General features: G+C 74.1%; 22 protein-coding genes and 1 riboswitch. Of the genes, 14 read left to right on the top strand and 8 right to left on the bottom strand.

Features of this window, described 5'->3' with window-relative positions; translation table 11 throughout:
* Positions 1 to 14: 14 nt before the first annotated feature.
* Together ACZ6ZN_RS13525 and ACZ6ZN_RS13520 are read left to right on the top strand one after the other, a co-directional pair.
* Positions 15 to 1175, top strand: a complete 1161-nt coding sequence (locus ACZ6ZN_RS13525; protein WP_469645916.1) for an amidase family protein — start codon at positions 15 to 17, stop codon at positions 1173 to 1175.
* A gap of 48 nt (positions 1176 to 1223) precedes the next feature.
* Positions 1224 to 1805, top strand: coding sequence for a flavodoxin family protein (locus ACZ6ZN_RS13520; RefSeq protein ID WP_398112069.1), 582 nt, complete (start codon positions 1224 to 1226; stop codon positions 1803 to 1805).
* A gap of 49 nt (positions 1806 to 1854) precedes the next feature.
* Here the strand turns inward: ACZ6ZN_RS13520 and ACZ6ZN_RS13515 are convergent, their stop codons facing one another.
* Together ACZ6ZN_RS13515 and ACZ6ZN_RS13510 are read right to left on the bottom strand one after the other, a co-directional pair.
* On the bottom strand, positions 1855 to 3087 hold the full coding sequence (locus tag ACZ6ZN_RS13515) for a LolA family protein (RefSeq protein ID WP_469645914.1): 1233 nt from the start codon (positions 3085 to 3087) through the stop codon (positions 1855 to 1857).
* Positions 3088 to 3316: 229 nt separating this feature from the next.
* Positions 3317 to 4327 (bottom strand): polyprenyl synthetase family protein, encoded by a 1011-nt coding sequence (locus ACZ6ZN_RS13510; protein WP_398112071.1) that lies wholly within the window; start codon positions 4325 to 4327, stop codon positions 3317 to 3319.
* Between the two features lie 507 nt (positions 4328 to 4834).
* Positions 4835 to 5004, top strand: a riboswitch (cyclic di-AMP (ydaO/yuaA leader).
* A gap of 3 nt (positions 5005 to 5007) precedes the next feature.
* On the opposite strand from ACZ6ZN_RS13510, the gene ACZ6ZN_RS13505 reads away from it, so the two are divergent.
* Positions 5008 to 5808 carry a transglycosylase SLT domain-containing protein gene (locus ACZ6ZN_RS13505; protein ID WP_469645910.1) on the top strand — a complete coding sequence of 267 codons (801 nt, stop codon included), beginning with the start codon at positions 5008 to 5010 and terminating at the stop codon, positions 5806 to 5808.
* Here the strand turns inward: ACZ6ZN_RS13505 and ACZ6ZN_RS13500 are convergent.
* Positions 5772 to 6620 (bottom strand): HAD family hydrolase, encoded by an 849-nt coding sequence (locus ACZ6ZN_RS13500; RefSeq protein ID WP_398112073.1) that lies wholly within the window; start codon positions 6618 to 6620, stop codon positions 5772 to 5774. The two genes, ACZ6ZN_RS13505 and ACZ6ZN_RS13500, sit on opposite strands and share 37 nt — an antisense overlap.
* Positions 6621 to 6806: 186 nt before the next feature.
* On the opposite strand from ACZ6ZN_RS13500, the gene ACZ6ZN_RS13495 reads away from it, so the two are divergent.
* From ACZ6ZN_RS13495 to ACZ6ZN_RS13480, 4 genes are all read left to right on the top strand, one after another.
* On the top strand, positions 6807 to 7877 hold the full coding sequence (locus ACZ6ZN_RS13495; protein ID WP_469646891.1) for a GNAT family N-acetyltransferase: 1071 nt from the start codon (positions 6807 to 6809) through the stop codon (positions 7875 to 7877).
* Positions 7878 to 7898: 21 nt separating this feature from the next.
* Positions 7899 to 9185 carry a glycosyltransferase family 2 protein gene (locus ACZ6ZN_RS13490; protein WP_469645907.1) on the top strand — a complete coding sequence of 429 codons (1287 nt, stop codon included), beginning with the start codon at positions 7899 to 7901 and terminating at the stop codon, positions 9183 to 9185.
* Between the two features lie 116 nt (positions 9186 to 9301).
* Positions 9302 to 10078, top strand: a complete 777-nt coding sequence (locus ACZ6ZN_RS13485; RefSeq protein WP_469646889.1) for a polysaccharide deacetylase family protein — start codon at positions 9302 to 9304, stop codon at positions 10076 to 10078.
* A 111-nt stretch (positions 10079 to 10189) separates the two neighbouring features.
* Positions 10190 to 10951 (top strand): hypothetical protein, encoded by a 762-nt coding sequence (locus tag ACZ6ZN_RS13480; RefSeq protein WP_469645905.1) that lies wholly within the window; start codon positions 10190 to 10192, stop codon positions 10949 to 10951.
* Between the two features lie 22 nt (positions 10952 to 10973).
* On the opposite strand, the gene ACZ6ZN_RS13475 is transcribed toward ACZ6ZN_RS13480, so the two are convergent.
* From ACZ6ZN_RS13475 to ACZ6ZN_RS13455, 5 genes are all read right to left on the bottom strand, one after another.
* Positions 10974 to 12119 (bottom strand): glycoside hydrolase family 26 protein, encoded by a 1146-nt coding sequence (locus tag ACZ6ZN_RS13475; protein ID WP_469645902.1) that lies wholly within the window; start codon positions 12117 to 12119, stop codon positions 10974 to 10976.
* Positions 12116 to 12556 (bottom strand): hypothetical protein, encoded by a 441-nt coding sequence (locus ACZ6ZN_RS13470; protein ID WP_469645898.1) that lies wholly within the window; start codon positions 12554 to 12556, stop codon positions 12116 to 12118. The genes ACZ6ZN_RS13475 and ACZ6ZN_RS13470 overlap by 4 nt, the downstream gene beginning before the upstream one ends.
* Complete coding sequence (locus tag ACZ6ZN_RS13465) at positions 12553 to 14364, bottom strand: glycosyltransferase (RefSeq protein ID WP_469645895.1); 1812 nt, start codon at positions 14362 to 14364, stop codon at positions 12553 to 12555. The genes ACZ6ZN_RS13470 and ACZ6ZN_RS13465 overlap by 4 nt, the downstream gene beginning before the upstream one ends.
* Positions 14365 to 14559: 195 nt before the next feature.
* Positions 14560 to 16896 (bottom strand): lipopolysaccharide biosynthesis protein, encoded by a 2337-nt coding sequence (locus tag ACZ6ZN_RS13460; protein ID WP_469645892.1) that lies wholly within the window; start codon positions 16894 to 16896, stop codon positions 14560 to 14562.
* 4 nt (positions 16897 to 16900) lie between these two features.
* The gene (locus ACZ6ZN_RS13455; RefSeq protein ID WP_469645889.1) at positions 16901 to 18148 is read right to left on the bottom strand and encodes a DegT/DnrJ/EryC1/StrS family aminotransferase; all 1248 of its coding nucleotides are present in this window, start codon (positions 18146 to 18148) and stop codon (positions 16901 to 16903) included.
* A gap of 290 nt (positions 18149 to 18438) precedes the next feature.
* On the opposite strand from ACZ6ZN_RS13455, the gene fahA reads away from it, so the two are divergent.
* The 7 genes from fahA (at position 18439) to ACZ6ZN_RS13420 (ending at position 25234) form a co-directional block, all read left to right on the top strand.
* Positions 18439 to 19650: a fumarylacetoacetase gene (gene fahA / locus ACZ6ZN_RS13450; RefSeq protein WP_451877299.1), complete on the top strand. Its 1212-nt coding sequence runs from the start codon at positions 18439 to 18441 to the stop codon at positions 19648 to 19650.
* Between the two features lie 380 nt (positions 19651 to 20030).
* Complete coding sequence (locus tag ACZ6ZN_RS13445; protein WP_398112181.1) at positions 20031 to 20969, top strand: M56 family metallopeptidase; 939 nt, start codon at positions 20031 to 20033, stop codon at positions 20967 to 20969.
* Positions 20970 to 21127: 158 nt separating this feature from the next.
* A complete protein-coding gene (locus ACZ6ZN_RS13440) occupies positions 21128 to 21916 on the top strand; it encodes a GntR family transcriptional regulator (protein WP_451877300.1) in 789 nt (262 codons plus the stop codon).
* Positions 21917 to 21952: 36 nt separating this feature from the next.
* Positions 21953 to 22180: a 4Fe-4S dicluster domain-containing protein gene (locus tag ACZ6ZN_RS13435; RefSeq protein WP_398112084.1), complete on the top strand. Its 228-nt coding sequence runs from the start codon at positions 21953 to 21955 to the stop codon at positions 22178 to 22180.
* Positions 22181 to 22195: 15 nt separating this feature from the next.
* Positions 22196 to 23542 carry an ABC transporter substrate-binding protein gene (locus ACZ6ZN_RS13430; protein WP_451877301.1) on the top strand — a complete coding sequence of 449 codons (1347 nt, stop codon included), beginning with the start codon at positions 22196 to 22198 and terminating at the stop codon, positions 23540 to 23542.
* Complete coding sequence (locus tag ACZ6ZN_RS13425; RefSeq protein ID WP_451877302.1) at positions 23539 to 24429, top strand: ABC transporter permease; 891 nt, start codon at positions 23539 to 23541, stop codon at positions 24427 to 24429. The genes ACZ6ZN_RS13430 and ACZ6ZN_RS13425 overlap by 4 nt, the downstream gene beginning before the upstream one ends.
* Positions 24413 to 25234, top strand: coding sequence for an ABC transporter ATP-binding protein (locus ACZ6ZN_RS13420; RefSeq protein WP_469645885.1), 822 nt, complete (start codon positions 24413 to 24415; stop codon positions 25232 to 25234). Before ACZ6ZN_RS13425 ends, ACZ6ZN_RS13420 begins: the two co-directional genes overlap by 17 nt.
* The last annotated feature ends 18 nt before the right edge of the window (positions 25235 to 25252 follow it).

Below are 25252 nucleotides of genomic sequence, written 5' to 3'. Positions count from 1 at the left end.
TGCGCGCCACCGACGTGGCCGCGGCGGCGCTGCGCCGGATCGCACGGGCCGATCCGGATCTGTGCGCGTTCCTGGAGGTGTGGCCCGAGGAGGCACTGCGCCGGGCGGCGGAGGTGGACGCGCTGCTGGACGAGGGCGGCGCCCCGGGCGGACGGCCCCTCCCCCTCGCGGGCGTCCCCGTCGCCGTGAAGGGCCGTCACGGACTGCGTGCCGCGGGGGCTTTGGTCGAGGCCGGGTGCGTGGTCGTGGGCGCGACCTCCGTGCCCGGGCCGGGGACGGCGTGGCAGACCTGGGGGCTCGGGGCCCGGGGGCGGACGGTGAATCCGTGGCGGGCCGACCGGACGCCGGGAGGTTCCTCGGCCGGGGCCGCCGCGGCGGTGGCGGCCGGTCTCGTGCCGCTGGCGACCGGCGCGGACGGGGCCGGGTCGGTGCGGATCCCGGCGGCGTGGTGCGGGGTGCTCGGGCTGAAGGCGACGAACGGACGACTGCCCTCCGCCGACCGTACGGGGCTCGCCGCCCCCGGCGTGCTCGCCCGGTCGGCGCGGGACGCGGAGCTGTGGTGGCGGGTGGTGTCGGGGGAGCCGCCGTCGCCCGCGGTGGCGCTGCCCGTCACCGCCGTCTGGTCTTCCGGCCTGGGTTTCGCCGCGCCCGACCCGGAGCCGGTGGCGCTGGCCCGGGCCGCGGTGGAGCGGCTCGTGGCGGCCGGGGTGGTCCGGCTCGTACGGCCGCGCGTGCCGGTGGAGCTCGCCGACCCGGGGCCGGCGTGGCTCGCGTTGCGGGCGGCGGGGGCCGGGCGGGCGGCGGGTGGTCCGGGGCCCGGGGCGGACGGGGCCCACCGCGTGCGGGCACGGAACGACCGGCGGCTGGCGGAGCTGTTCGACGGCGCACAGCTGCTGCTCACCCCCACCGCCCCCACGGCACCGCACGGCCACGAAGGCCCCGGTGACCGCTACTCCACCTCCCTCACCTGGGCGTTCAACCTCAGCGGGCATCCGGCGCTGAGCCTGCCGGCCGGGTTCGGCGGCGACGGCTGCCCGGCCGGGCTGCAGCTGGTGGCACCGCACGGGCGGGAGGCGCTGCTGCTGGCCGTGGCGCGGGAGGCGGAGGCCCGGGCCCGTCGCCGAGCCGGCCCCGGCGGACGGGACCCTGGCGGATTTACTTGCGTGCGCATATGATGCAAGCGCCTGTAATTGACCGACGCCCATCATTCAGGGGGAACAGCCATGACCCGCCGCTTCCTTTTCGTCCTGGGCAGCGCCCGCTCCGACGGGAACTCCGAGCTGCTGGCCCGCCGGGCCGCCGAGCAGCTGCCGGCCGACGCCGAACAGCAGTGGCTCGACCTGACCGCCCATCCGGTGCCGGACTTCGAGGACCTGCGGCACGACAGCGACCACGTCCGCCCGACCGAGGGCAATGTGGCGCTGCTGCTCGACGCCACGCTCGGGGCGACCGACATCGTGATCGTGTCGCCCCTGTACTGGTACTCGGTCTCCGCGCAGACCAAGCGCTACCTGGACTACTGGTCCGGCTGGCTGCGCACGCCCGGCCTGGACTTCAAGGAGACCCTGGCCGGACGGACGCTGTGGGGCGTCACCGCCCTCGCGCACGAGGAGCAGGTGGTGGCCGACCCGCTGATCGGGACGCTGCACAACTCGGCCGCGTACATGGGGATGCGGTTCGGCGGGGTGCTGCTCGGCAACGGCAGCAAGCCCGGTGACGTGCTCGCCGACACCGAGGCGCTGGCCCGGGCCAAGACGTTCTTCGCCCAGGAGGCTCCGCCCGCGCGGTTCCTGTACGAGAAGTGAGCGCCGGGGGCGCGGCCTGGTGCTCCCGCTCCCCCGGCGCGCCGGTGGGTCACTTCCCCGCGTCGGCCGCCTTCACGAGCGCATCCTTGGTGACCGCGCCGACGTAGAGCCGGCCGTCGTCGGTGACGAGGGCGTTGACCAGGCGGGTCGAGAAGACCGTGCCCGAGCCGAACCTGCCGGTCACCTTGTCGCCGAGCGAGTCGACGAAGTCACCGAGGGCGCCGCCGCCCGCCCCCGCGCCGGAGGGCACGCCCTCGCCGCCGGTGTCGAAGGTGGCGATGGCGTTCCAGCCCTCGCCGATGGTCTTCATGCCGTCGGGGCCCTCGCCGAGGTCCTTCCCGGGCTCCGGGGCGTGCCCGCCCTTGCGGGCGTGCTCCTCGGCGGCCTTGCCGAACTCCTTGCCGGCGTCCTTCTCCTCGGTGACCTTCGCACCCTTGGGCGGGGTGAAGTCGAAGGTGGAGGCGGCCGGCCTGGAGAAGTCGACCTTGGTGAAGCCGGCGTCCACGACGGCCGAACCGCCGCTCGCGGGAACCAGGGTGAACTTCAGCGGCATGCCGGTCTTCGCGTCCACCGCCACGGTGACGGCTCCGATCGTCGAACCGGACTGCTTCGGCTCGACGAGCAGCTTGTAGGCGTCGCGGCCGGCGACCCGCGCGGTGCCGTCCACCGTGACGGAGGTGGTGTCGTCGACGGCCTTCAGCACCTCCTCGGCGAAGTCCTTGGGCGTGGCGGGCGGTTGCTGCTTCTCCGCCTTCGGGCTCTGCGGACCGGTGCCGTGGTAGACCTCGCCGGACGTGCCGTCGTAGGCCCAGACGTCCTTGCCGTTGTGGATGACGCTGTACTCGGCGGCGTTCTCCACCAGGGACAGCTTCTGCCGGTCCGGGCCGTCGGCGGCGACGCGCAGGGTGTGCGTGCCGGAGGCCAGTTCGGTGAGCTTGGTGGTCGGGTCGGCGGAGGAGCCGTCGCCGCCGCCCGCGGCGCCGGAGAGCAGACCGGACTCCAGGCCGCCGAGGTTCGGCAGACCGAGGTCCGTGGTGATCTTCACCGTGCCGGACAGCTGCTCGACGTCCGACTTCGCGATCTTCTCGACGAGCTGCTGGGCGGTGATCTCCGGAAGGTCGGGGTCGCCGGAGTCGGCGAGCGCCGGGACCAGGCCGATCGTCGCGGCCGCCACCCCGATCACGGTGACCGGGACGACGTAGCGGGCGGCCTTGCGCCGCCGGGACTGCCGCTCGTCGGCCTCCCCGCCGGTCGTGCTGTCGTCGGATGCGTACGGTGCCATGTGTGCCCTACCTCCATGGTCGGCGGCGGCCGTCCGTGTCGTCCACGCACTCGTCCGTGAGCCGCCGTTCTCACCCGAACAGGTGAGGAGTGGTGTCTTCCGTGGTTCCCATCTGACCAAATCGGCCGGGCGGATACGTCAGACCGCGGGCTCAACTCCGCGTACTGCTGGGGTATGACACGCGGGGGCGGCTTCTCCCCCGACCCGTAGGGGTCGGGGGGAGGCGGGGCTAACCGGCGCGGTGCACCACGGCGTCGCACAGCTCCAGCAGCGCCGTCTTCGCGGCGCACTCGGGCAGCGGCGCCAGCGCCGAACGGGCGTCCTGGGCGTAGCGGACGGTGTCCTGGCGGGCCTGCTCCAGCGCCGGGTGGGCGCGCAGCAGCCGCAGGGCCTCGGCGTGCCGGGCGTCATCGGTGAGGTCGGAGTCGAGCAGCTCGCACAGGGCGACGTCCTCGGCGAGGCCGAGCCGGGCGGCCCGCTCGCGCAGCCGGAGCACCGGCAGGGTGGGGATGCCCTCGCGCAGGTCGGTGCCGGGGGTCTTGCCGGACTCGTGGGAGTCGGAGGCGATGTCCAGGACGTCGTCCGCGAGCTGGAAGGCGACGCCGAGCCGCTCGCCGTACTGCGTCAGCACGTGCACGACCGTCTCGTCGGCGCCGGACATCATCGCGCCGAAGCGGCAGGACACGGCGATCAGGGAGCCGGTCTTGCCGCCCAGCACGTCGAGGTAGTGCTCGACGGGGTCGCGGCCGTCCTGCGGTCCGGCGGTCTCCAGGATCTGCCCGGTCACCAGCCGTTCGAACGCCTCGGCCTGCACCCGCACGGCCTCCGGGCCGAGATCGGCCAGGATGTGCGAGGCGCGGGCGAAGAGGAAGTCGCCGGTGAGGACCGCGACGGAGTTGCCCCAGCGGGTGTTCGCGCTCTCGACGCCGCGGCGCACGGCGGCCTCGTCCATCACGTCGTCGTGGTACAGCGTGGCGAGGTGGGTGAGCTCGACGACGACCGCCGAGGGCACGATGCCCGGCGCGTGCCGGTCGCCGAACTGGGCGGCGAGCATCACCAGCAGCGGCCTGAACCGCTTGCCGCCGGCGCGCACCAGGTGCTGGGCGGCCTCCGTGATGAAGGGCACCTCGCTCTTGGTGGCCTCGAGCAAGCCTTCCTCGACAGCCGTCAGTCCGGCCTGGACATCGGCTTCCAGAGCCTGGTCCCGCACGCTCAGCCCGAACGGCCCGACGTCGGTCACGAGGGGTCTCCTGTCTGCTGGTGTCTGGCGGTGCTTACGCGGATTGTCGATAGGTCGCTGCCCTCACTCGAGTCAGCGTATCCGGTCACGTTTCGATCACCGCCAGCGCCCATGGTTACAGGCCGGGTGGTATCCGATCAGGACCGCGATGTTTTCGATCAGGTCATAAGAACAGACATTTATCGACTTACCCGGAGCAAGCGGCTCATGCCGGATTTGCCCTTCTGAGTATGCAAATCCTTGTTTGCGGAATTTGCTCCACGAGACGTGATCAGTGAGTTGGGTCACCCCCACCCTTTCACGCCCGACCTTGGAAGGCGACACGTACGGCCGCACCGGGAAAGCGAGTTGAGCCTTGGCGAACGCAAAGGATCAAGGTGCCCCATACCGGTCGACCAAGGTCAACAAGCGTCATATGTGACTCCCGTGCTTGTTCCCGACATGTGCTCTCGCATACGTTCCGGCCCTGTCCGGCGGACGCCGAATCCTGCCACCGCCCGGACACCCATCAACCGATCACTCACGCAGGGCAGGAGCGGGGGACCCAGGTAAGTCGCCGGTCCGCACAGCGGAACGGCTCGGGGTGAAGCCGCGCACGGCACACGGTGCCGTACGCGGCCGGGCACCTCCCGGCCCGAACCCGACAGCTCACCTCGCAGGCGCCGGAGAGGAACATCGCCATGCCCGGACGAGGCACGCACCGTCGCCCCCGAAGGAACCCGATCACCCGTGGTGTCGTCGCAGCCGGCACCGGCGGGGCGGCCCTGGCCCTCCCGCTCCTCGGCGCGGCCCACGCCGTCGCCGCCGAGCCGCAGAGCGCGCCCGCCGCGCACGTCCTGCCGCAGGCCGCCCAGCCCGCGAAGTCGCTCACGTACACCGTGACCAAGGGCGACACGCTCTACCGCATCGCCGACACGTACGACGTCCAGGGCGGCTGGAAGCAGCTGTACAAGGACAACCGCGCCGCCGTCGGCGACAACCCGAAGCTGATCCACCCCGGTCTGAAGCTGAAGGTGAAGGGCGCCGAGGCCGCCGCCCCGGAGAAGAAGGCGACCACGTCGCCGGCCCCGGCCGAGTCGGCCGCGAAGCCCGCCGCCCAGCCGGCCGCGAAGCCCGCCGGCGGCGTCGCCCAGGCCACCCAGGCCTCGACGAAGACCTACGCGGACAACCTGGACGGCTGGATCCGCGAGGCGCTGGACATCATGGCGCAGAAGGGGATCCCGGGCTCCTACGACGGCATCCACCGCAACATCATGCGCGAGTCGTCCGGCAACCCCCTGGCGATCAACAACTGGGACTCGAACGCGGTCGCGGGCACCCCGTCCAAGGGCCTGCTCCAGGTCATCGACCCGACCTTCGCCGCGTACCACGTGGACGGCACCCCCTTCGACCCGTACGACCCGGTCGCCAACATCACGGCGGCCTGCAACTACGCGGCCGACCGCTACGGCTCGATCGACAACGTCAACGGCCCGTACTGAGCCGCCTCGTCCAGCAGTCGCTCGAGGACGACGGCGATGCCGTCGTCCTCGTTCGACGCGGTGACCTCGTCGGCCACCGCCTTCAGCTCGGGATGGGCGTTGGCCATCGCCACCCCGCGGGCGGCCCAGTCGAACATCGGGATGTCGTTGGGCATGTCACCGAAGGCCAGGGTGTCCGCGGGCCGCAGCCCCAGGTGCTCGGCGGCCAGCGCCAGCCCCGTCGCCTTGGTCACCCCGCACGGCTGCAACTCCACCGTGCCCGGCCCGGACATCGTCACCGTCGCCAGTGAGCCGACCACCGACCGGGCCGTCGCCGCCAGTTCGTCGTCCGACAGGTAGGGATGGCGCAGCAGCACCTTGCTGATCGGCTCGCCCCACAGGTCGTCGCGCCGGTCGACCCGCACGGCGGGCAGGGTCGGGTGCGGCATGAGGTAGCCCGGCTCGATCAGCGTCAGGCCGTCCACGCCGTCCTGGTCGACCGCCGCGTACACCTGACCCACTTCGGCCTCGATCTTGCCGAGGGCCGTCTCCGCGAGTTCCCGGTCCAGCGTGATGGACCACAGCAGCCGGTCCGCGCCGGCGTCGTACACCTGCGCGCCCTGCCCGCACACCGCGAGCCCCGTGCAGCGCAGGTCGTCCAGGAGCGGCCGCACTCTCGGCGCCGGGCGGCCCGTCACCACGAGGTGCTGGGCGCCGGCGTCCGCCACCCGCGCGAGCACGGCGAGAGACCGGTCGGACAGGGTGTCGTCGCCGCGCAGCAACGTCCCGTCCAGATCAGTGGCGATGAGTGAATACGCGAGGGGTGCGGCCATGATCAGAGAATACGGACAGCGGGCCCCTTCGTTTCATCGCGCGGCGGACGCCGATTGCCCGGTTGAGGGCCTCTGCACCGGTTGGCAACAACTTGCTCCGCTACCTACCCGAGGGACCGTCCCGGGCGGTACCTTCCCTGTGTCCAGGGGGGACTTGATCGGGGGGTCGGGTTGAGCAGTGGACGCATTCGTGTGGCCGGGCCCGGGGAGCTCGGTGAAGAGGAACGGGAGCGCTGGCGTGCGCTGCGCGCCGCATCGGGGGCGCCGCGCAACCCCTTCATGGAACCGGAGTTCACCGAGGCCGTCGGCCGGGTGAGGCCACAGGCCCGCGTCGCCGTGGTGCGGGACGGGGCCGAACCGGTCGGCTTCCTGCCGTACGAGCGGGGCCCGTTGGGGCAGGGCCGGGCCATCGGGCTCGGTGTCTCCGACGCCCAGGGCGCCGTCCTGCGGCCGGGTCTGGCACTGGAGACGGGCGAACTGCTGCGGGCCTGCTCGCTGTCGAGTTTCGCCTTCGACAACCTGGAGGCGGGGCAGCGGCTGTTCGTCGGGCACGCGGCCGAGGAGCACGCCACGTTCGTCATCGACGTGGAGAAGGGCTACGAGACCTACGAGTCGGTGCTGCGCGGCCAGTCGCCGAAGTTCCTCAAGACGACCCTGGCCAAGGAGCGCCGGCTGGGCCGGCAGGTGGGCGCCCTGCGGTTCGTGTTCGACGAACGCGACCCGGCCGCGCTGCGCACGCTCATGGAGTGGAAGTCGGCGCAGTACCGCAGGACCGGCCGCCGGGACCGGTTCGCACAGGAGTGGATCACCCGGCTCGTCGGGCAGCTGGCCCGGACCCGGGCCGCGCAGTGCAGCGGCACGCTGTCCGTGCTGTACGCCGGTGAGCGGCCCGTCGCGGCGCACTTCGGACTGCGTTCGGCCTCGGTCCTGGCCTGCTGGTTCCCGGCCTACGACCCGGAGTTCGCCAGGTTCTCGCCCGGTCTGGTGCTGCATCTGCGCATGGCCGAGGCGGCGGCGGCCGAGGGCGTCACCACCCTCGACCTGGGGCGGGGCGCCGCCGAGTACAAGGACGCACTGAAGACGGGCGAACTGCCCGTGTACGAGGGCGCGGTGCTGCGGCCGGGGGCGGGCGCGGCACTGCACTGGCTGCGCCGTGAGCCGGTACGCCGCGCGCACGGCTTCGTCCGCGCCCGGCCGCGGCTGGCGGCACTGGCGGCACGGACCCTGAAGGGCGCGGCCCGGCTGCGCCGTACCTGACACGAGTGGGGGGGAGGGCGCATGGCCCGTACGGCACGTGCGCGGGTAGAGATACGGCGGTTCCTGGCCGTCGGGGCGGTGCAGGTCGCCGAGCTGGACCTGGGTGCCGAGGAGGCGGTGCTCGTCCCGGGTCCGGGCAGTGCGCCGGTGACGTCCGGCGAGGTGTTCGTGCTGGTGCGCAAGGGCGGCAGGCCCGTGGGCACGCTGCTCGCACGGGTACCCGAGGGGGCGGACCCGAAGGCCGTGCTGGCGGCCCGGGCGGCGGTGGAGTGCGCGGCGGCACCCGGCGAGGAGCCGGAGCGGCTCGGGGCGCCGCCGTCCACGAGCGTCGTGGTGGCCACGCGGGAACGCACCGGGCACCTGGCCAGGGCGCTGGACTCCCTGCTGGCGCAGGACCACCCGCGCTTCGAGATCGTCGTCGTCGACAACGCGCCCGTGACGGACGGGACGCGGGAGCTGATCGAGCGGAAGTACGCCGAGCGCGTGCGGTACGTCTGCGAGCCCGTTCCGGGGCTCGCAGCCGCGCACAACGCGGGGCTGGCCGCCGTGACGGGCGAGGTGGTGGCCTTCACCGACGACGACGTGGTCGCCGACCCGCGCTGGCTGACCGAGCTGACCGCGCCGTTCTCCGCGGACGCCCGGCTCGGCTGCGCCACCGGCCTGATCCTGCCCGCGCGGCTCACCACCCCGGCCCAGGTGCTGCTGGAGAGCCACGGCGGCTTCGCCAAGGGATTCACCCCGAGGACGTACGACCCGGCGAGGCCCCCGGGCGACGAGCCGCTGTTCCCGTTCACGGCGGGGCGGTTCGGCTCCGGCGCCAACATGGCGTTCCGGACCCGGGTGCTGCGCGAGGTGGGCGGTTTCGACCCGGCCACCGGGGCGGGGACGGCCGCCCGGGGCGGGGACGACCTGTACGGCTTCGTCCGCGTCCTGGCCCAGGGCCACCGGCTGCACTACACGCCGTACGCCCTGGTCTGGCACCACCACCGGGAGACCTGGCGGGACCTGGAGACCCAGGCCTACGGCTACGGGGCCGGGCTCACCGCCTACCTCACGGCGGTCCTGGTGAACCGGCCCGGGCTGCTGCCGGCGTTCCTCGCGCGGCTGCCGCGCGGCCTCGCCCACGCCCGCGCGCTGACGGCCGTCCGTGAGACGCCGGGCGGGGGCACACCGGGCGACCACGACGTGCGGACCCACCCCTGGCCGCGACGGCTGTCCCGGTTGCAGCGCCGGGGCATGCTCTACGGCCCGGTCGGCTACCTCAGGGCGCGGCGGGCGCTGCGGGCGGCGGCGCGGGGGGCGAGATGAGGACGGGCGGCGGGGACCGGACGGGACCGGGCACGGGGGACGGTACGGCGGACGGCACACGGGACGGGACGGGGGACGGCACGGCGGACGGGACGGGGGGCCGCGCGGTCGTCCCGGTGTTCCTCTACCACTGCGTCCGCGACGATCCGCCGGACTGGATCGCCGAGTTCACGGTGACGCCGAAGCAGTTCGCCGCGCATCTGGACGCGGTCGTGCGCAGCGGGCGCACGCCCGTCACGATCAGCGTGCTCGCCGACCACCTGGCCGGGCGGGCACCGCTGCCGCCGCGGCCCGTGCTGCTCACCTTCGACGACGGGTTCGCCGACCTGCCCGGCCCCACCGCCGAGGCGCTGGCCCGGCGGGACCTGCCCGCCACCGCCTACCTGACCACCGGCGCCCTCACCCCGGGCGGCCGCAGTCTGCTGCCGCCCGCCGCGATGATGACCCTGGACCGGGCAGTGGAGCTGGAACGTTCCGGCATGGAGATCGGCAGTCACACCGTCACGCACGCCCAGCTCGACACCCTGTCCGCGAAGGACCTGGCCTACGAACTGCGCACGTCCAAGGCGGTGCTGGAGGACGCCCTCGGGCACGAGGTGCGCCACCTCGCCTATCCGCACGGCTACAACAGCCCGCGCGTACGGGCCATGTCGGCCCGGGCGGGCTACGAGACGGCGACCGCCGTCCGGCACGCGCTCAGCTCCGAGCGCGACGAGACCCACCGCATCGCACGGCTCATCGTCCGGCGCTCCCACACCCTGGCCGACGTGGAGGGCTGGCTGGCGGGGTCGGGTGCGCGGATCGCCCCGTACCGGGACGGGCCGAGGACGATCGCCTGGCGCTGGTACCGGCGGGCCCGGGCGGCGGTGCGCGGTCCGGAGTTCGCGGGCTGACCGAGGCCTCATCGTGATGTGCGGGTGTACAACCCCGCGGGGGTGCCGGCCGTCTGTAAGGCGCCGGAGGACGAGCCTCCGGCGCCTTTCCGTACGGAGATCGGGGATCAGGTGGGGAAGCAGGTCTGGAGAGTCGCCGTGGCCGGCGGTGCCGCGGCGGTGTTCACGGCCGTGGCCGCGGTGCCGGCCGGGGCGGCCGAGGGTGGCGTCGCGTTCACCCGTGTCCAGGTGAACGACGGCAAGCCGATCGTGATCGGGACGTCGAAGGAGGTCGCGGTGCCCGCCTCCTTCCGGATGGCGACCACCCGGGCGTGGGAGTACCCGGCGGTGTACCTCTACCGCGACAACGGGGACGAGCTGTGGCACGCCATCGAGACCAGCGACTGCCACAGGGTGAGCGCGGGCGTCTGCGACTTCGACGAGACGATGTACTTCGACCCGAGCGTGTGGGACATGCGCAACAGCGAGGCCGGGGTGTGGAAGGTCGCGGCCCGGGTGCACTTCGACGGGGACGGCGGTGACACCGACCACGAGGACCTGACGGTCGAGGTCAAGCGCAACTCCCGACTGACCGTCAACGCCTCGCCCGAGCCGGTGGACAAGGGCCGGACCCTCACGGTCACCGGGAAGGTCACGCGGGCCGACTGGCAGACCAGGAAGTACGCCTCCTACGGGGGCCGCCTGGTCAGCCTGCAGTTCAAGCCGGCCGGCACCGCCTCCTACAGCACGGTGAAGAAGGTGACCGCCAACGGCTCGGGTGAGCTCAGGACGACCGTGAAGGCCTCCGCGACGGGTACCTGGCGCTGGGCGTACTACGGCAACACCACCACCGGGCCGTCCACGTCGTCCGGGGACAGCGTCGTGGTGCGGTAGCCGATCGCCGCCGGGGCGCCGGCTACCCGAGCGGCTGGTTGAGGTACGGGTCCGCGACCGCGGTGCGCAGGCTGTCCCAGGCCGCGTCATTGGCCAGGGCGAGGTCGCAGTGGGGCCCCGGGTCGCGGTAGTTCCACTGCAGGGCCGCCTTGACGCCGTCCAGTCGCTTCAGCACGGAGGGCACCTGCGCGTACCACTCGGCCTGCCGGTCCGGGCGGTCCGTGTCGGCGGCGGTGCCGAACTCGGAGAGCATCAGCGGCTTGTCGCCGGAGATGTGCTCGCGGATCCACGCGTGCGTGGCGTCCTGGGTCCGGGCGAAGCTGCGCCAGCCGGTGTCGTGGCAGCGGTAGTAGTTGTACTGGTTGTAGCCGACCCAGTCGACGTAGTCGTCGCCCGGGTACATCGCCTTCATCGTGTCGGCGTGGTCGAGGTAGCCGGTGGTGATCCACGTCCACACCACGTTGCGGACGCCCAGGTCCCGGAACCGGTCGTGGATGTGCCGCCAGGCGCGCACGAACTCCGCCGGGGTGCCGTTGGCGGGGGTGCGGGTGTCCATCTCCAGGTCGAAGGAGAGGAACACCTTCCTGCCGTAGTCCTTGACGCGCCGGGCCTGGACGTCGATGACCCGCTCGTCCAGTTCCCCGGCGGCGATCTGCCTCCACGTCGGCTGCTGCCTCCTCGTGCCGCCCCACCACTTGCTCTCCCAGGACAGCAGCAGCATGCGGTCCCGGCCGACCTGCCGCTCCTCCGGGGTGAGTAATTGGCCCTCGCGGCGGGCCCCCTCGGGCAGCGACATGTCGTGGTACGTGTACACGATGTCGAGCTTGCGGCCCACGCGGCGCTCGTAGGCGGCGACCTTCTCCGGCAGGTCGTCCCGCTCGTGCGGCACGAACGCGCCGAACCAGGCCCCGCAGGGCGGCTCCAGCAGGGCCGTCGGACGGCAGTCGGCCCGGGAACCGGTGGCTCCCGGCTCCGGACCCGACGCGTTGCGCAGCGCCAGGACGGCGACCAGGACGGCGCTCACCACCGTCGCGGACGTGAGCAGGAGCCGGCGCCGCTTCGAGGCGAACGGCCCGCCGGGGCGCCGCCCGGTGGAGCGCTCCGGGCGGTGCTGCCCGGCCCGGTCCGGGCCGCGGCGGAGGAAGGGGCGGGGACGGTCGAACCTCACTGGGCGGTACCCTCCGGTGTCGTCGGCGTCGTCCGCGCCCGCGGGGAGGCGCGCAGCGGCGGACAGAACGCGGCGATGGTGGTGAGCAGGGTCAGCGTCAGCAGCACGCGCTGCGCGCTGAAGGTGTGCGTGGCGATCAGGACGGTCGCGACGAGCATCACGGCCGCGACGGACACGAACAGGGCCAGCATCAGCCGCTCCAGCAGGTCGGAGCGGCGCGCGAACGTCGCCTCACGGCCGGCGGCCGGGCCTTCGGCGGGGTGGGCCGCCAGGGCGGGAGCGCACACCCGGACCAGGGCGGCGCCCGGTCCCGCCGCCAGGAAGAGCACGACGGCCGCGCCGCGCAGCGGTGATCCGCCGGGCAGGGCGAGCGCGGCGAGGGCCAGCCAGCCCCCGAACGGGGGCGCCGTCCGGGCCAGGAGTTCCCGCGGTGTCATCGCTGCGCTCCCCCTGACTGCTTCAGTGCGTAGAGCCACCCGGCGCCGTTCTCCGCCACGAGCTCGAACCGCGGCGAGGCCGCGACGGAGTCCCGGATGCGGTCCAGCTGCGCCTTCGTGAGCTGCCCGTTCATCTCGGAGTTGGCGTACTGCCCCTGGGTGAGCAGCAGGTAGGCGCGGGCCGGCCGCTCCACCCCGGCCATGTCGGTGGCGAGGGTCGCGGCGGGCCGGGCGACGATCCGGTCGACGTGGCTGCGCGCGTCGTCGAGGAACCAGTAGTGGTCGACGCTTCCGTAGGAGTCGTAGGCCAGCGGGTAGTTGCGGTTGGCGGCGACGACGAGGGAGCCCTCGGGCGCCCGGTCGAACAACTCCTGCACGAGGGACACCTCCTGCGGCGGGAAGTAGTTGATCCGGTCCTTGCCCGAGTAGGCGGGGACGAACGCCAGGGTCCCGGCCAGGAGCGCCCCCAGGGGCACCCAGGTGGCGGCCGCCCGGCGACGGGTCCCCGGGGAGGCGGGCCGGGCGTCGCCGGGCTCCCGGGACCCGCCGTCCGCGGACGGGGGGTGCGCCCCGGGCAGGATCGCCGCGGCGGCGAAGAAGGCGGCGCCGGGCAGCATGAACAGCAGGACGCGGAAGATCATCTCGCTGCCGTAGCTGCTCGCCGCGAACATCGGCAGCGGGGCCGCGGCGATCAGCAGCAGCGGCCGGGCCCGGTGGCGCAGCGCCCGCCGGCGCAGCACGCCGCAGGCCGCGAGCAGCAGCACCGAGCCGGACAGCAGCCGGGCCGCCCAGGAGGTGGCGACGGCCCCGGTGCCCGTCGGGGTGGCGCCGTAGCCGGTCTCGACGTTGGCGCCGACGTCCCCGACCGAGCGGATCATGTCGGGCATCGCGGCGGACAGGAACGGCAGCGCGGCCGTCAGGCACCAGGCCAGGAAGATCACGACGGTGGTGGCGAGCGGGACCCAGTCGCGGTGGCCGCGGCTGAGGCACAGGGCGAGCAGGCAGACGACCAGCATGCCCGGGGTGAGCTGGTGGGAGATGACGATGGCCGTGACCAGCAAGGTGACCAGCACCGTCCACACCGCGGGCCGCGGTCCGCCGCCCGCCGGGGTCCGGCCGAAGCGGCGCAGCACCACCGCCAGCACCCCCAGGTGCAGCGCGTAGGCCACCGACTGGGGCGAGAAGTAGTCCTGCCCGACCCAGTTGGCGACGTAGAACAGCCAGACCGCGGTCCAGATCAGCCGCCGGTCCCGGGTGAAGGTGCGGTAGATCAGCAGCAGCGGGAGCAGCAGCATCAGGCTGGAGACCAGCGGCCACCAGGCCATGAACAGCGTCGACGACTCCACGCCCAGCAGCCGCACCAGGGCGGCCTGGGCGGCGAAGAAGCCCGGCCACTGGTCGTAGACGGCCATGTCGCCGACCTGGTCGGCCGTCTGCAGGCCGCCCGCCGTCAGCAGGTGGTCGATGACCGCGTCGTGTTTCCACGCCCAGGCGTACAGCGGCGTCGGGTAGAGCACGGCCTGGGTGGCCCGCTCCATCACCAGCAGCGCCAGCACGTACGCCGCCGCCCAGGCCCCCGGGCGGCGCGGATCGCGGACCGTGAGGAAGAACCCGGCCGTGAGGACCGCCAGTCCGGCCCAGAACGCCGGGTGCAGTGCGCTGACCAGCCCGTAGTCGTCGAGCCGGGAGACGTCGGTGTGCCGCACGGCGTACGCCCAGAGCGCGAGCGCCACGAGCAGCGGGACGCCGGACCGGCCGAGGGCCCCGCGCCCCGGCAGGGCGGGAGGCAGGTCGGACAGGTCCGTCACGGGCTCGTGGACGGGGCCCGGCGACTCCGGGGAGACGGGGCCGGCCGCCTGCCCGGCGGTTCCCGGACGGCTGTCCGGGATGCCCGTGCCGGCCCGTGCGGGTGCGGGTTCCGGCGTGGATCTCTCCTTCGGAGTGGCTGGCGGACGCACGGTGGTTCCCCCCTGGCGGTTCGGCTCTGTTCGGCTCTGGCGTGATCAGTCGTGGCGGCCGGCCGGCGGTCTGTGCGCGGTGCGGCGGGACGCGGAGCGGATGAAGCGGACGGGGTCCCACGCGGGCGCGGCCCGGCGCAGGAGCGGCGGGAGCGGGGCGAGGGCGGCGAGGACGCACAGGGCGGCGAGCAGGAGCGGCGCGAGGGGCGCGAGCGCCTCACGCCACACCCAGCCGCCGACCGCCACGAGGTACAGCACTCCCCAGCGCCCCTGCCACGGCAGGCGTCCGGCCGCCCGGGCGAGCAGCGGCCACAGCGGCACGAGGCACAGCAGCAGGCAGACCGGCGGCGCCCAGCGCAGCAGCGGCCCGGGCCCGTCGAGTCCGAGCACGTCCGCCAGCGAGCCGGCCGCCCTCTCGTACCCCGCCCCGTCCACCGGCCGCGGGTGCCGCCCCAGGGCGACCGGTGCGGTGTGCAGGGCGAGCAGGACGGCGGCCAGGGCGGTGCCGGGCAGCCACGGGCCGGGCCGGGTGAGCAGGGTGACGGCGGCGGCGAACACCACGAGCAGCACGGCGCCCGCGGTGAGCGACGGCAGCGGCAGGCCGTGCAGCAACTGCCGTCCGGTCGGCGCCGTTTCGCTGGGGTGCGCGAGCCAGGGCAGGTCGCGCAGCGGCGCACAGAAGAAGATCACGGCGACGCCGAGCAGACTCCACAGGGCGCCGCGCAGCCGCCGCTCCCCCGGGTCCGCTCCCGCGGGCCGGTCCGCCGGGCCGGGTGAACGCCCCGTTCCCGCGGGCTCCGCGGGCGCATGGCCGCGCCGGGCGCTGCCCTCCGGCCGCACGACGAGAGCCATCGTGTCCGCCTGGAGGGCCTCGCGCTCGTACCCGGGGCGCCCGATGAAGAGGGCGACGGTGTCCTGGTCGCCGTCCGGCCGGTACGCGGCCCTGCGGGCCCAGGTCGTGCCGTACCCGGCGGTGGCGTTCAGCCTGGCCCAGCGCGTGCCGTAGGCGGGCTCGTCCGGGTCCGGGACGGCGGGCGGGCGGGATGCGGGCAGGCGGGGTGCGGGCGGGCCGGCGGCGGGGCGCAGGGCCGCACGCAGCCCGGCGGCGGACACGACGGCGATCAGCGTCATGCTCAGCAGCACCGCCCAGCCGGCGCCGGCGATCCCGGCCGGGGTGAAGAGCACGGCCGCACTGCCCAGCACCAGGGCACACATGGCCCCTTGGAGTGCGGCGAGCACGCCCGTGCGCCCTTGGACGCGCAGCACGCCGATGTACAGCTCCACCACGACCCGGGGCAGTGCGCCGAGGGCGAGCAGCCGCAGCACGGTCGAGCCGTGCTCGGCGTAGTCCGGGCTGAACGGCGTGAGGATGTACGGGGCGAACAGGACCAGGACCGCCACGACCGGGACCAGCAGCAGCGTCATGCGGCGCAGGGCGCCCCGCACGCCGTCGGCGAGCCGGCGCGGATCGTGCGAGGCGTGCGCGGTGAGCGAGGAGGCCATGTTGATGGCCATGAACTCCATCGTGCCGCCGACGGTGTACGCCACGTAGAAGTAGCCGTTCTCGGCGGCGCTGAAGCGGACCGCGACCATCACCGGCAGCAGGTTGATCATGGCGAGGCTGAACAGCGCGCCGAGGGAGTCCCCGGCCAGGAACCGGCCCATGTCCCGCAGCTTCGGCGGGTCCTTGTCGCGGTCGGCCCTGGCCTGCCGCGGGATGAGCCGGCGGAAGATCAGCCAGCCCAGGGGCAGCGTGGAGAAGGCGATGGCCACCGCCCAGGAGACGAAGATGCCGAGCACGGGCAGGGTGCCGGCGAAGACGGCAAGCAGGGCCAGCTTGCCGACGGAGAACACCGCGTTGCCCGCCGGCACCCACTCCGCCTTGCGCAGGCCGGTGAGGACGCCGTCCTGGAGGGTCAGCAGCGCCCAGGCCACGCACGCCGCGACGAACACCGCGCCCGCCAGGGGCGTGCCCAGCGGGGCGTAGGAGGCGCCCCACGCGTCCAGGGTGAGCAGGAAGACGGCGGCGGCGAGCGCGACGACCAGCGAGCTGGCCACGTAGGTGCCCCACACCAGCCGCCCGGTGTCCCGGCCGGCGCGCGGGACGAAGCGGACGACGGCGCCGATCATCGTGGTCGCGGTGATGCTGGCGAGCAGCCGCATCGCGGCGATGGCGGCCGAGCCCTGGCCGACCGCCTCCTCGGAGTAGTAGCGGGCCGCCACCAGCCAGAAGCCCAGCCCCAGGACGGCCGAGACGCCGGTGCTGAGCATGAGGAAGTAGGCGTTCTTGAACAGCGAGTCGTGGGTGTGCCCGCTGTCGGCAGGCGGCGGTCCGTCGCCGGCGCGCGCGGCGGCGGACTCGTGCACCTGGGTCTCAGCCACGGAACTACCCCAGCCCTCCCGCTGTCCGACCGCTCCCGGACAGGGCGTCCGGCAGGGCGGCCGGCCGGGCCCCGGACCGCTCCAGCACCTCGACGACCGTCCGCGCCCGCAGCGGGTCCACGGGCAGCGCGTGCCGCGCGAACCAGCGGGCCGCCTCGGGTGCCGGTGAGGGGTCGGTGAACTCCGCACCGGCGTAGTCGTCCAGCGGCGGGTCGTACAAGTAGCCGACGACGATGCCCCGTTGCGCCAGGGCCGCGATCGCCGCGTCCCGGTCCGCCACGAAGAGCGGCACCCGGAACAACGGCTGTGTCCCGTACGCGTCACGGGGTCTGGCCCACGGCGTGGCCAGCAGCAGCTCGGTGCCCGCGCGGCAGGCGTCCAGCACGCCGTCCAGCCGGGCCAGCCTGCGTTCGATACGGGCCAGGCGGAGCGGGCCGGACTCCAGGCGGTAGTCGTGCATGTCCACGCGCACCCAGGGGTGGTGGGCGTCGAGCCCGGGCGCGTGGGGGGCGGCGCGGGCGAGCAGGTCCGGGCGCAGCGGCATGCGGATCTCGTCCCGGTCGGCCAGTCCGAGCAGCCGCACCGCGGCCCACGCGGCCCGGCGCAGCCGCAGCCCCCGCACGGCCGCCTCGGCGTACGGCCGGACCAGGTAGGCCAGTTCGGCCAGCGGCCGGCCCGGCGCGAGCAGTCCCGCGCAGGTCTTGCGCACCGCCTCGCCGAGGCCCGGGTCGGCGAGCGAGAGCATGCCCCCGGCCTGGGCGCCCACGTGCTTGGACAGGCTGAACACCGAGGCCTCGCCCCACGCGCCGACGGGCCGGTCCCCCACCCTGCTGCCGATCGCGTGCGCACCGTCCTCGAACAGCGGGATGCCGAGGGCGTCGCACGTGCGCCGCAGCCGCGGCGCCGCGTCCGGGTTGCCGTACAGGTTCGTCGTCAGCACGGCCGACACCGAGCCCCACACCTCGTCCGGCACCGCGTCGACGTCGATGGACGCGTCGAACGGGTTCAACGGCGCCTGCACGGGACGCAGTCCGGCCGCGAGCACGACGAAGAAGATCACGTCGTCGTTGACCGGCGACATCAGCACCCGTCCGCCGGGCGGGCACCAGTGGCGCAGCGCCACGTACAACCCGAAACGGCACGACGGTACGTACACACATTCCCGGCCGAGCCGCGTGCGCATGGTGTCTTCCAGCCGCTCGAGCCGTGCACCATGCCGCAGCGAACCCGGACCGGCCTCCCCAATGGCCATCCGCCCCCCTGGTGTGCCGTCGGAACGCCCCCTCCCCGAGGCCTTCCGGCACCCGCCCAGAGTCGCCCTGTTCGCACCGCTCCGTCAAGATTGCGTCGCGTCCTGTGGATAACTTCCGGCACGTACGCATGTGGTGCCCCGTCCGGCGGGGCCGGGCGCACGCCACCTGCCCCCTTCGTCCCGTTCGTCGCGCGGGACCCTGCCCGGATCGGGTGCGTCGCACGTAACGTGTGGCAGGACCACGGACACGTGGCGACGACATGGCACACCCGAAAGCGAGGCAGCACCCGATGCCCCCCTTCGATGTCCCCGAGGGTGACCCCTTCGGCCCGCACAACCTGCCGTACGGCGTGTTCTCCCTCCCCGGTTCCGACGACCGGAGGGTGGGCGTCCGGCTGGGCGACCATGTGCTGGACGCGGGCGCCGCGGCCCATGCGCTCGGCTCCCCGTACGCCTCCCTGCTCGCGCAGCCGACGCTCAACGCGCTGCTGGCCGCCGGGCGCACCGCCTGGTCGGACGTGCGCCGGGCGCTCACCGCCTGGGTGACCGTGCCGTCCCACCGCGAGGCCGTCGAGGAGCTGTTCCACCCGCTGTCCTCGGTGACGCTGCACCTGCCCTTCGAGGTCGCGGACTACGTCGACTTCTACGCCTCGGAGAACCACGCCCGCAACGTGGGCCAGATCTTCCGGCCCGACGCGGAGGACTCCCTCACCCCCAACTGGAAGCACCTGCCGATCGGCTACCACGGCCGCTCCGGCACGGTCGTGGTCTCCGGCACGGAGGTCCAGCGCCCCTCGGGCCAGCGCAAGGCGCCCACCGACCCCGCGCCGGTGTTCGGCCCGTCGGTCCGCCTGGACATCGAGGCGGAGGTCGGCTTCGTCGTGGGCGTGCCGTCCCGCATGGGCGCACCGGTGGCCCTGGCCGACTTCCGCGAGCACGTCTTCGGGCTGTGCCTCCTCAACGACTGGTCCGCCCGCGACATCCAGGCCTGGGAGTACGTGCCCCTCGGCCCGTTCCTCGGCAAGTCCTTCGCCACGTCCGTGTCCGCGTGGATCACCCCGCTGGACGCCCTGGACGAGGCCCGGGTCGCACCCCCGGCCCGGACGCACGAGCTGCTGCCGTACCTGGACGACGCCGGCGAGGAGCCCGGCGGCTACGACCTGCGCATCAGCGTCGCGATCAACGGCCACGTCGTCTCCGAGCCGCCCTTCTCCACCATGTACTGGACGGCCGCCCAGCAGCTGGCCCACATGACGGTCAACGGCGCGTCCCTGCGCACCGGCGACCTCTACGGCTCCGGCACGGTCAGCGGCCGGGCCGAGCGGGAGCGCGGCTCCCTGCTGGAGCTGACGTGGAACGGCCGCGACCCGCTGGAACTGCCCGACGGCAAGCGGACGTTCCTGGAGGACGGCGACGTGGTCACCCTGACCGCCTGGGCCCCCGGCCCGGACGGCGTACGGGTGGGACTGGGCGAGGTGACGGGCCGGATCGTGACGGGCTGAAGCCGCCCCGGGGAAGCTGGAGCCGCCCCGGGGACGGGGCGGCCCTCGTCGTCCCCGAGCGGGGCATGCCCTCTCGTCCCCGGACGGCGCGGAGGGTTCTCGCGGGCGCGGACGGAGCGGAGCTGGCAGACGCGGACGGAGCGCGCTCGCATCCGCGTTCAGCCCCTGACGCACGCCGCCCCGCCCCGTCATACTGGGCGTCGGGCGGTGTGCGCGCCCGCGCGCGTGCACGGCGCGTCCGGTGCGCCCGTGGCGCCCACCGGTGTGCGCGGTCGCGTCACCGGCGGGCGAGGCGGCCGCACCACCCGCGCGCACGGCGACCGCCTCCCCCGCACGACCCGTAGCCGCCCCTTTTCCACCAGGAACCGGAGCCCGTGGCCATGACCGTCTGCCTGCTCCTGTTGAGCGTTGTCGCCGTGACGGCCGCCGTGCCCGTTCCCCGTGCGCTGACCCGGGCCTCGTGGCCGGAGCGGGAACCGGTCGTCGCGCTGTGGGTGTGGCAGTGCCTGGTCGCCACCGTCCTGCTGTGCTGCCTGACGGCGCTCTCCCTGGGGGCGGCCGCCGTGTTCGGCACGGTCCGGGCCCAGCTCTTCGCGCCGGCGCCGCCCGCGGTGACGGCGGCGTACGACCTGTCGGCCGCCCCGCCGTGGGCCGCCGCCCTCACCCTCCTGCTGGCCTGCGGGGCCGCCTGGACCACCGCGATGCTCGCGCGCGAACTCGTCGAGGCGCGCCGCCGCCGGTCCGTGGCCCGCGCCCATCTGCGCGAGCGCGCCCCCGACCTGCCGGCGGGTCTGCCCGCCACCCGCGGACCGCTGCTCGTTCTGGAGGACGAGTACCCGGACGCCTGGTGGATGCCCGGCAGTCCGCCCCAGCTGATCGTCACCACGGGGGCCCTGCACCGGCTCACCGGCCACCAGCTCGACGCCGTGCTCACCCACGAGCGCAACCACGCCCGGGCGCACCACGACTGGCTGCTGCACCTGTCCACCGCCCTCGCCACCGGCTTCCCGCGGATCCCGCTGTTCGCGCACTTCTGCGACCAGACGCACCGCCTGGTCGAACTCGCCGCCGACGACACGGCCTCGCGCCGCTGCGGCCACCTGACCACCGCGCTGGCCCTGATCGAGCTCAACCAGCACCGGGGCGTGCTGTCCTGCGCCTCCAGCCACCGACTGCTGGGCGAGCGGGTCGACCGGCTGCTGGAGCCGCCGCCGCGGCTGGACCGCCGGCACCGCGCCCTGACCACCACCACGGCCGCGCTCGTGCCGCTGCTGCCGCTGCTGATCGCGTTCGCCCCGGGGCTGACGGCCCTGTCCTAGCCCCGCTCGGGAAGGCGGCGGCCCCGGTTCCCGGCCGGTGGCGGTTCCGGCCACCGGGGAGCCGAAAAGGCCAGCTCAGCAGTCGAGCCGGTGGCCTGCGCGGTGGCGCAACATTGCCGCAACACCACTTTCCCTACCGGATGGGTAGGGTCCGATCCATGCCCAGTGACCGCATCCGAGACCACGCCGGACAGGGAGCCGCGACCACCGTCGCCGCCCACCGCGCGCGGCGACGGCTGCGCGCCGACCGGGCCCGGCAACTGGCCGACCTGCTGCGCAGGCAACTGCTCACCGGCGCCTTCCCCGACGGCGCCCTCCCCCACGAGTCGACCCTCGCCGCCGACTACGGCGCCGGCCGCAACACGGTCCGCGAGGCCCTCGACCTGCTGCGGGCCGAGGGCCTGGTGGAACGCCGGCCCGGTGTCGGCACCGTGGTCACGGCCCACAAGTACCCCCACGGCCTGGACCGCCTGATGGGCCTCGCGGAGACCCTGCGCGAGCACGGCCGGGTCACCAACGAGGTCCGCACGATGGGCCCCGCCCCGGCACCCGCGCCGGTCGCCGCCCGGCTCGACCTGGCACCCGGCACCGACGTCCTGTACATCGAACGCCTGCGCAGGCTGAACGGCCTGCCCCTGTCCCTCGACCTCACCTACGTCCCCCTCGACATCGGCGCCGGGCTGCTCGGCGCCGACCTCGAGAACACCGACGTCTTCCGGCTGCTGGAAGCCGTCACCGGCCGGCGCCTCGGCCACGCCGAGATCACCCTCGAAGCGGTCAGCGCGGACACCCACTCGGCCGCCGTGCTGGAGGCCCCGCACGGCGCCGCCGTCCTGATGCTGGAGCGCCTCACCCACCTCGAGGACGGCCGCCCGGTCGACCTGGAGTTCATCCGCTTCCGCGGGGACCGCATCGCCATGAGCGGCTCCCTGCACCGGAACCGGTAACCCGCCACCCGCCCGCCCACCTTCCTGGAGACAGCCATGCCCTTGGCGCCCCAGCGGGCCGACGTGCCCGTGACCATCGACCAGTCGAAGTGCATCGACGGCTGCACGCTCTGCGTGGACATGTGCCCGCTGGACTCCCTCGCCATCGACGAGCGCAACGGCAAGGCCTACATGCATGTCGACGAGTGCTGGTACTGCGGCCCGTGCGCGGCGCGCTGCCCCACCGGAGCCGTCACGGTCAACATGCCCTACCTGCTCCGGTGAGAGGCCCGAACTCCCATGAAACGCACAGCAGTCGCCCTGTCCGCGCTCGTCCTCCTGCTCCCGCTCAGTGCCTGCGGCGGTGACGCCGAGGCCGGCGGCGGCTCCACGGTCACCGTCACCGTCGGCTACCAGTCCCGGACGATCAACACCGTCACGGCGGGCACCCTGCTCCGCTCCCTGGGCGCCTTCGAGAAGCAGCTGAACGCCCTGCACGACGGCGTGCGCTACGAGGTGGACTGGCAGGACTACGCCACCGGCGCGCCCATCACCGCGCAGATGACCGCCAGGAAGATCGACATCGGCTCGATGGGCGACTTCCCGCTCCTCATCAACGCGGCCCGCGGCAAGCAGCTGAACAGCCCGACCCGCCTGGTCTCGGTCACCGGCTACAACCTGCGCGGCGGCCTCAACACCATCGTCACCGCGCCCGGTTCGCGCCTGGACTCGCTGAAGGACCTGAAGGGCGCGAAGATCTCCACGAGCGTGGGGTCGGCCGCCGACGGCACCCTCGTACGGGCCCTCCAGCGCGCCGGCATCGACCCGGAGGACGGGATCGAGAAGCTCAACCAGCAGCCCTCCGTGGGCGCCTCGGCGCTGACCGCGGGAAGCGCCGACGCACTGTCGCAGTTCGTCGCCTGGCCGGGTCTGCTCGCCTTCCAGGGCAAGGCCGAGGCGCTCTACGACGGGGCCCGGCTGAACCTGCCCACCTTCCACGGCGTCACCGCGCGCGAGGAGTTCGCCACGCGGCGCCCGGCCGTCCTGGAGGCCTTCCTCAAGGCCCAGGCGGAGGCGACGGACTACCTCCACCGGCACCCGGTGGCCGCAGCGGAGAAGGTGGCGAAGGCCACCGGCCTGCCCGCCGAGGTCGTCTACCTCTACAACGGCGCCCACGGCATCGCCACGTTCGACCCGGCCGTCCGGCCCGAGCTCGTGGCCGCGCTGAAGAAGGACGTCGCGATCCTCAAGTCGGCGAAGCTCACCGGCGACGTGGACGTGGACTCCTTCGTCGACGACCGGTACGTGAAGAAGGCCCTCGGGACGACGGCGTACTCCCGGCACCTCGCCACGAAGCCCGCCCCGGCCGCGAGCGAGGCCTGGCCCGAGGGCGCCTCGAAGACGGTCACGTTCGACTCGCCCTCCGACCTGCTGCGCCACCTCGCCGAGCACCGCGACGGCGTCCGGGCCGCCTACGTCCCCGACACCACCACCGGCACCCAGTGGTTCGCCGACAAGGCCGTGTGGGTGGCCGACGGCCGGGAACTGCTGCCGTTCGTGGCGCCCGACACGGCACGGGCCTACGTCGCCGCGCACCGCGGGGCACGGGTCGTCCCCTACGCCGACGCCCTGGAGCGGGCGTCGTGAGGCGGTACGCGCTCCGGGTGCTGTCGCCGGTCGCCGCCCTCGCTCTGTGGCAGGTGCTGACCAGCAAGGACGTCGACCTGTGGCTGCGCTTCTCGCAGTTCCCCACGGTCGCCGACGTGGCCCGGGCCTTCGGCGCCCGGATGTCCGGGCCGGACTACTGGACGGACCTCACCGACAGCCTCACCCGCATCCTCACCGGTTTCCTGCTGGCCGCCGTCCTCGGTGTGGCCACAGGCGTGCTCGTCGCGCGCTCGCGGCTGGCCGAGGACCTGCTCGGCCCCCTCCTGGAGGTGGTCCGGCCGGTCCCCGCCATCGCCCTGGTCCCGGTCGCGATCCTGCTGTTCCCCTCCAACGAGCAGGGCATCGTCTTCATCACCTGCGCCGCCGCCTTCTTCCCGGTCCTGGTCTCCACCCGGCACGCCGTGCGGGCCCTGACCCCCGTATGGGAGGAGGCCGTACGCACCATGGGCGGCGGCCGGTGGCGGGTCCTCGGCTCCGTCGTCCTGCCGGGTGCGCTGCCCGGGGTGTTCGGCGGCCTGTCCGTCGGCATCGGCGTGTCGTGGATCTGCGTGATCTCCGCCGAGATGATCTCCGGCCAGTACGGCGTCGGCTACCGCACCTGGCAGGACTACACGGTCGTCGACTACCCCGGCGTGTTCGTCGGCATGGTCACCATCGGCGTCCTGGGCTGGCTCACCTCCACCGCGGTGGAACTCCTGGGCCGCCGCCTCACCCGCTGGCTCCCGCGCACCGCGCACGGCACGGCGGCCCGGGCCCACCGGCCGGACCGGCCGCGGAAGCCCGCACCCGCTCCCGCGGGCGACACCCCGTCCGAGGCGCCCGGCGGCGCCCGAACCGAGGAGGCCCGCGATGAGCACCTCGTCTGAGACCGTCCCCGCCACCGCATCCCCGGAGAAGCAGGCCGGCGGCCCGGACGGCGGCCCGCCCGGCACCCCGGTGCGCGGCACCCGCCTCACGCTGTCCGGAGCCGGTCTGGGCCGTCCCGGAGCGCCCGCCCTGGACGGCGTCGACCTGGACGTCCCACCCGGCCAGATCCTCACCGTGGTCGGCCCGTCCGGCTGCGGCAAGTCGACCCTGCTGCGCACCCTGGCCGGGCTGCTGCCGCCCCTCACGGGCACCCTCACCGAGGACGGGCGGCCGCTGACCGGTCCCTCGGCCGAACGCGCCCTGGTCTTCCAGGAGGACGCGCTGCTCCCTTGGCGCACCCTGCGCGCCAACGTCGAACTGCCGCTCGCCATCCGCGGTGTGCCCCGTGCCGAGCGGCGGGAGCAGGCCCGGTCCTGGCTGGAACGGGTCGGACTCGGGGCCCAGGAGCGGCAGTTGCCGCACCGCGTCTCCGGCGGGCAGCGCCAGCGCGTGCAGCTGGCGCGTGCCCTGGCCGGGCGGCCCCGCGCCGTGCTGATGGACGAGCCGTTCGGCGCGCTGGACGCACAGACCCGGGCCGGCATGCAGGACCTGCTGGTGGAGGTGCTGCGGGGCACCGGCGCCACCGTCGTCTTCGTCACCCACGACGTGGACGAGGCGCTGTTCCTCGGCGACCGGGTGGCCCTGCTCGGCGCGGGCGGCCTGCTCTCCGTGCGGAACATCCCCCGCCCGCGCGACCGCTCCGCCCACGACGACCCGGCCCGCAAGGCCCTGCGGCGCGACGTCCTCACCTCGCTCGGTACGTGACTCGGTACGTGACTCGGT

The sequence above is a fragment of the Streptomyces sp. NPDC053665 genome (genome assembly GCF_055585285.1).
This window is presented reverse-complemented; position numbering and strand designations above follow the sequence as displayed.

Coding starts and splice junctions, on each gene's coding strand:
- ACZ6ZN_RS13500 (WP_398112073.1), bottom strand. CDS start 6,620: ATGGCCGCACCCCTCGCGTATTCACTCATCGCCACTGATCTGGACGGG.
- ACZ6ZN_RS13435 (WP_398112084.1), top strand. CDS start 21,953: ATGCCCTTGGCGCCCCAGCGGGCCGACGTGCCCGTGACCATCGACCAG.
- ACZ6ZN_RS13520 (WP_398112069.1), top strand. CDS start 1,224: ATGACCCGCCGCTTCCTTTTCGTCCTGGGCAGCGCCCGCTCCGACGGG.
- ACZ6ZN_RS13430 (WP_451877301.1), top strand. CDS start 22,196: ATGAAACGCACAGCAGTCGCCCTGTCCGCGCTCGTCCTCCTGCTCCCG.
- fahA (WP_451877299.1), top strand. CDS start 18,439: ATGCCCCCCTTCGATGTCCCCGAGGGTGACCCCTTCGGCCCGCACAAC.
- ACZ6ZN_RS13440 (WP_451877300.1), top strand. CDS start 21,128: ATGCCCAGTGACCGCATCCGAGACCACGCCGGACAGGGAGCCGCGACC.
- ACZ6ZN_RS13445 (WP_398112181.1), top strand. CDS start 20,031: ATGACCGTCTGCCTGCTCCTGTTGAGCGTTGTCGCCGTGACGGCCGCC.
- ACZ6ZN_RS13515 (WP_469645914.1), bottom strand. CDS start 3,087: ATGGCACCGTACGCATCCGACGACAGCACGACCGGCGGGGAGGCCGAC.
- ACZ6ZN_RS13455 (WP_469645889.1), bottom strand. CDS start 18,148: ATGGCCATTGGGGAGGCCGGTCCGGGTTCGCTGCGGCATGGTGCACGG.
- ACZ6ZN_RS13505 (WP_469645910.1), top strand. CDS start 5,008: ATGCCCGGACGAGGCACGCACCGTCGCCCCCGAAGGAACCCGATCACC.
- ACZ6ZN_RS13420 (WP_469645885.1), top strand. CDS start 24,413: ATGAGCACCTCGTCTGAGACCGTCCCCGCCACCGCATCCCCGGAGAAG.
- ACZ6ZN_RS13470 (WP_469645898.1), bottom strand. CDS start 12,556: ATGACACCGCGGGAACTCCTGGCCCGGACGGCGCCCCCGTTCGGGGGC.
- ACZ6ZN_RS13490 (WP_469645907.1), top strand. CDS start 7,899: ATGGCCCGTACGGCACGTGCGCGGGTAGAGATACGGCGGTTCCTGGCC.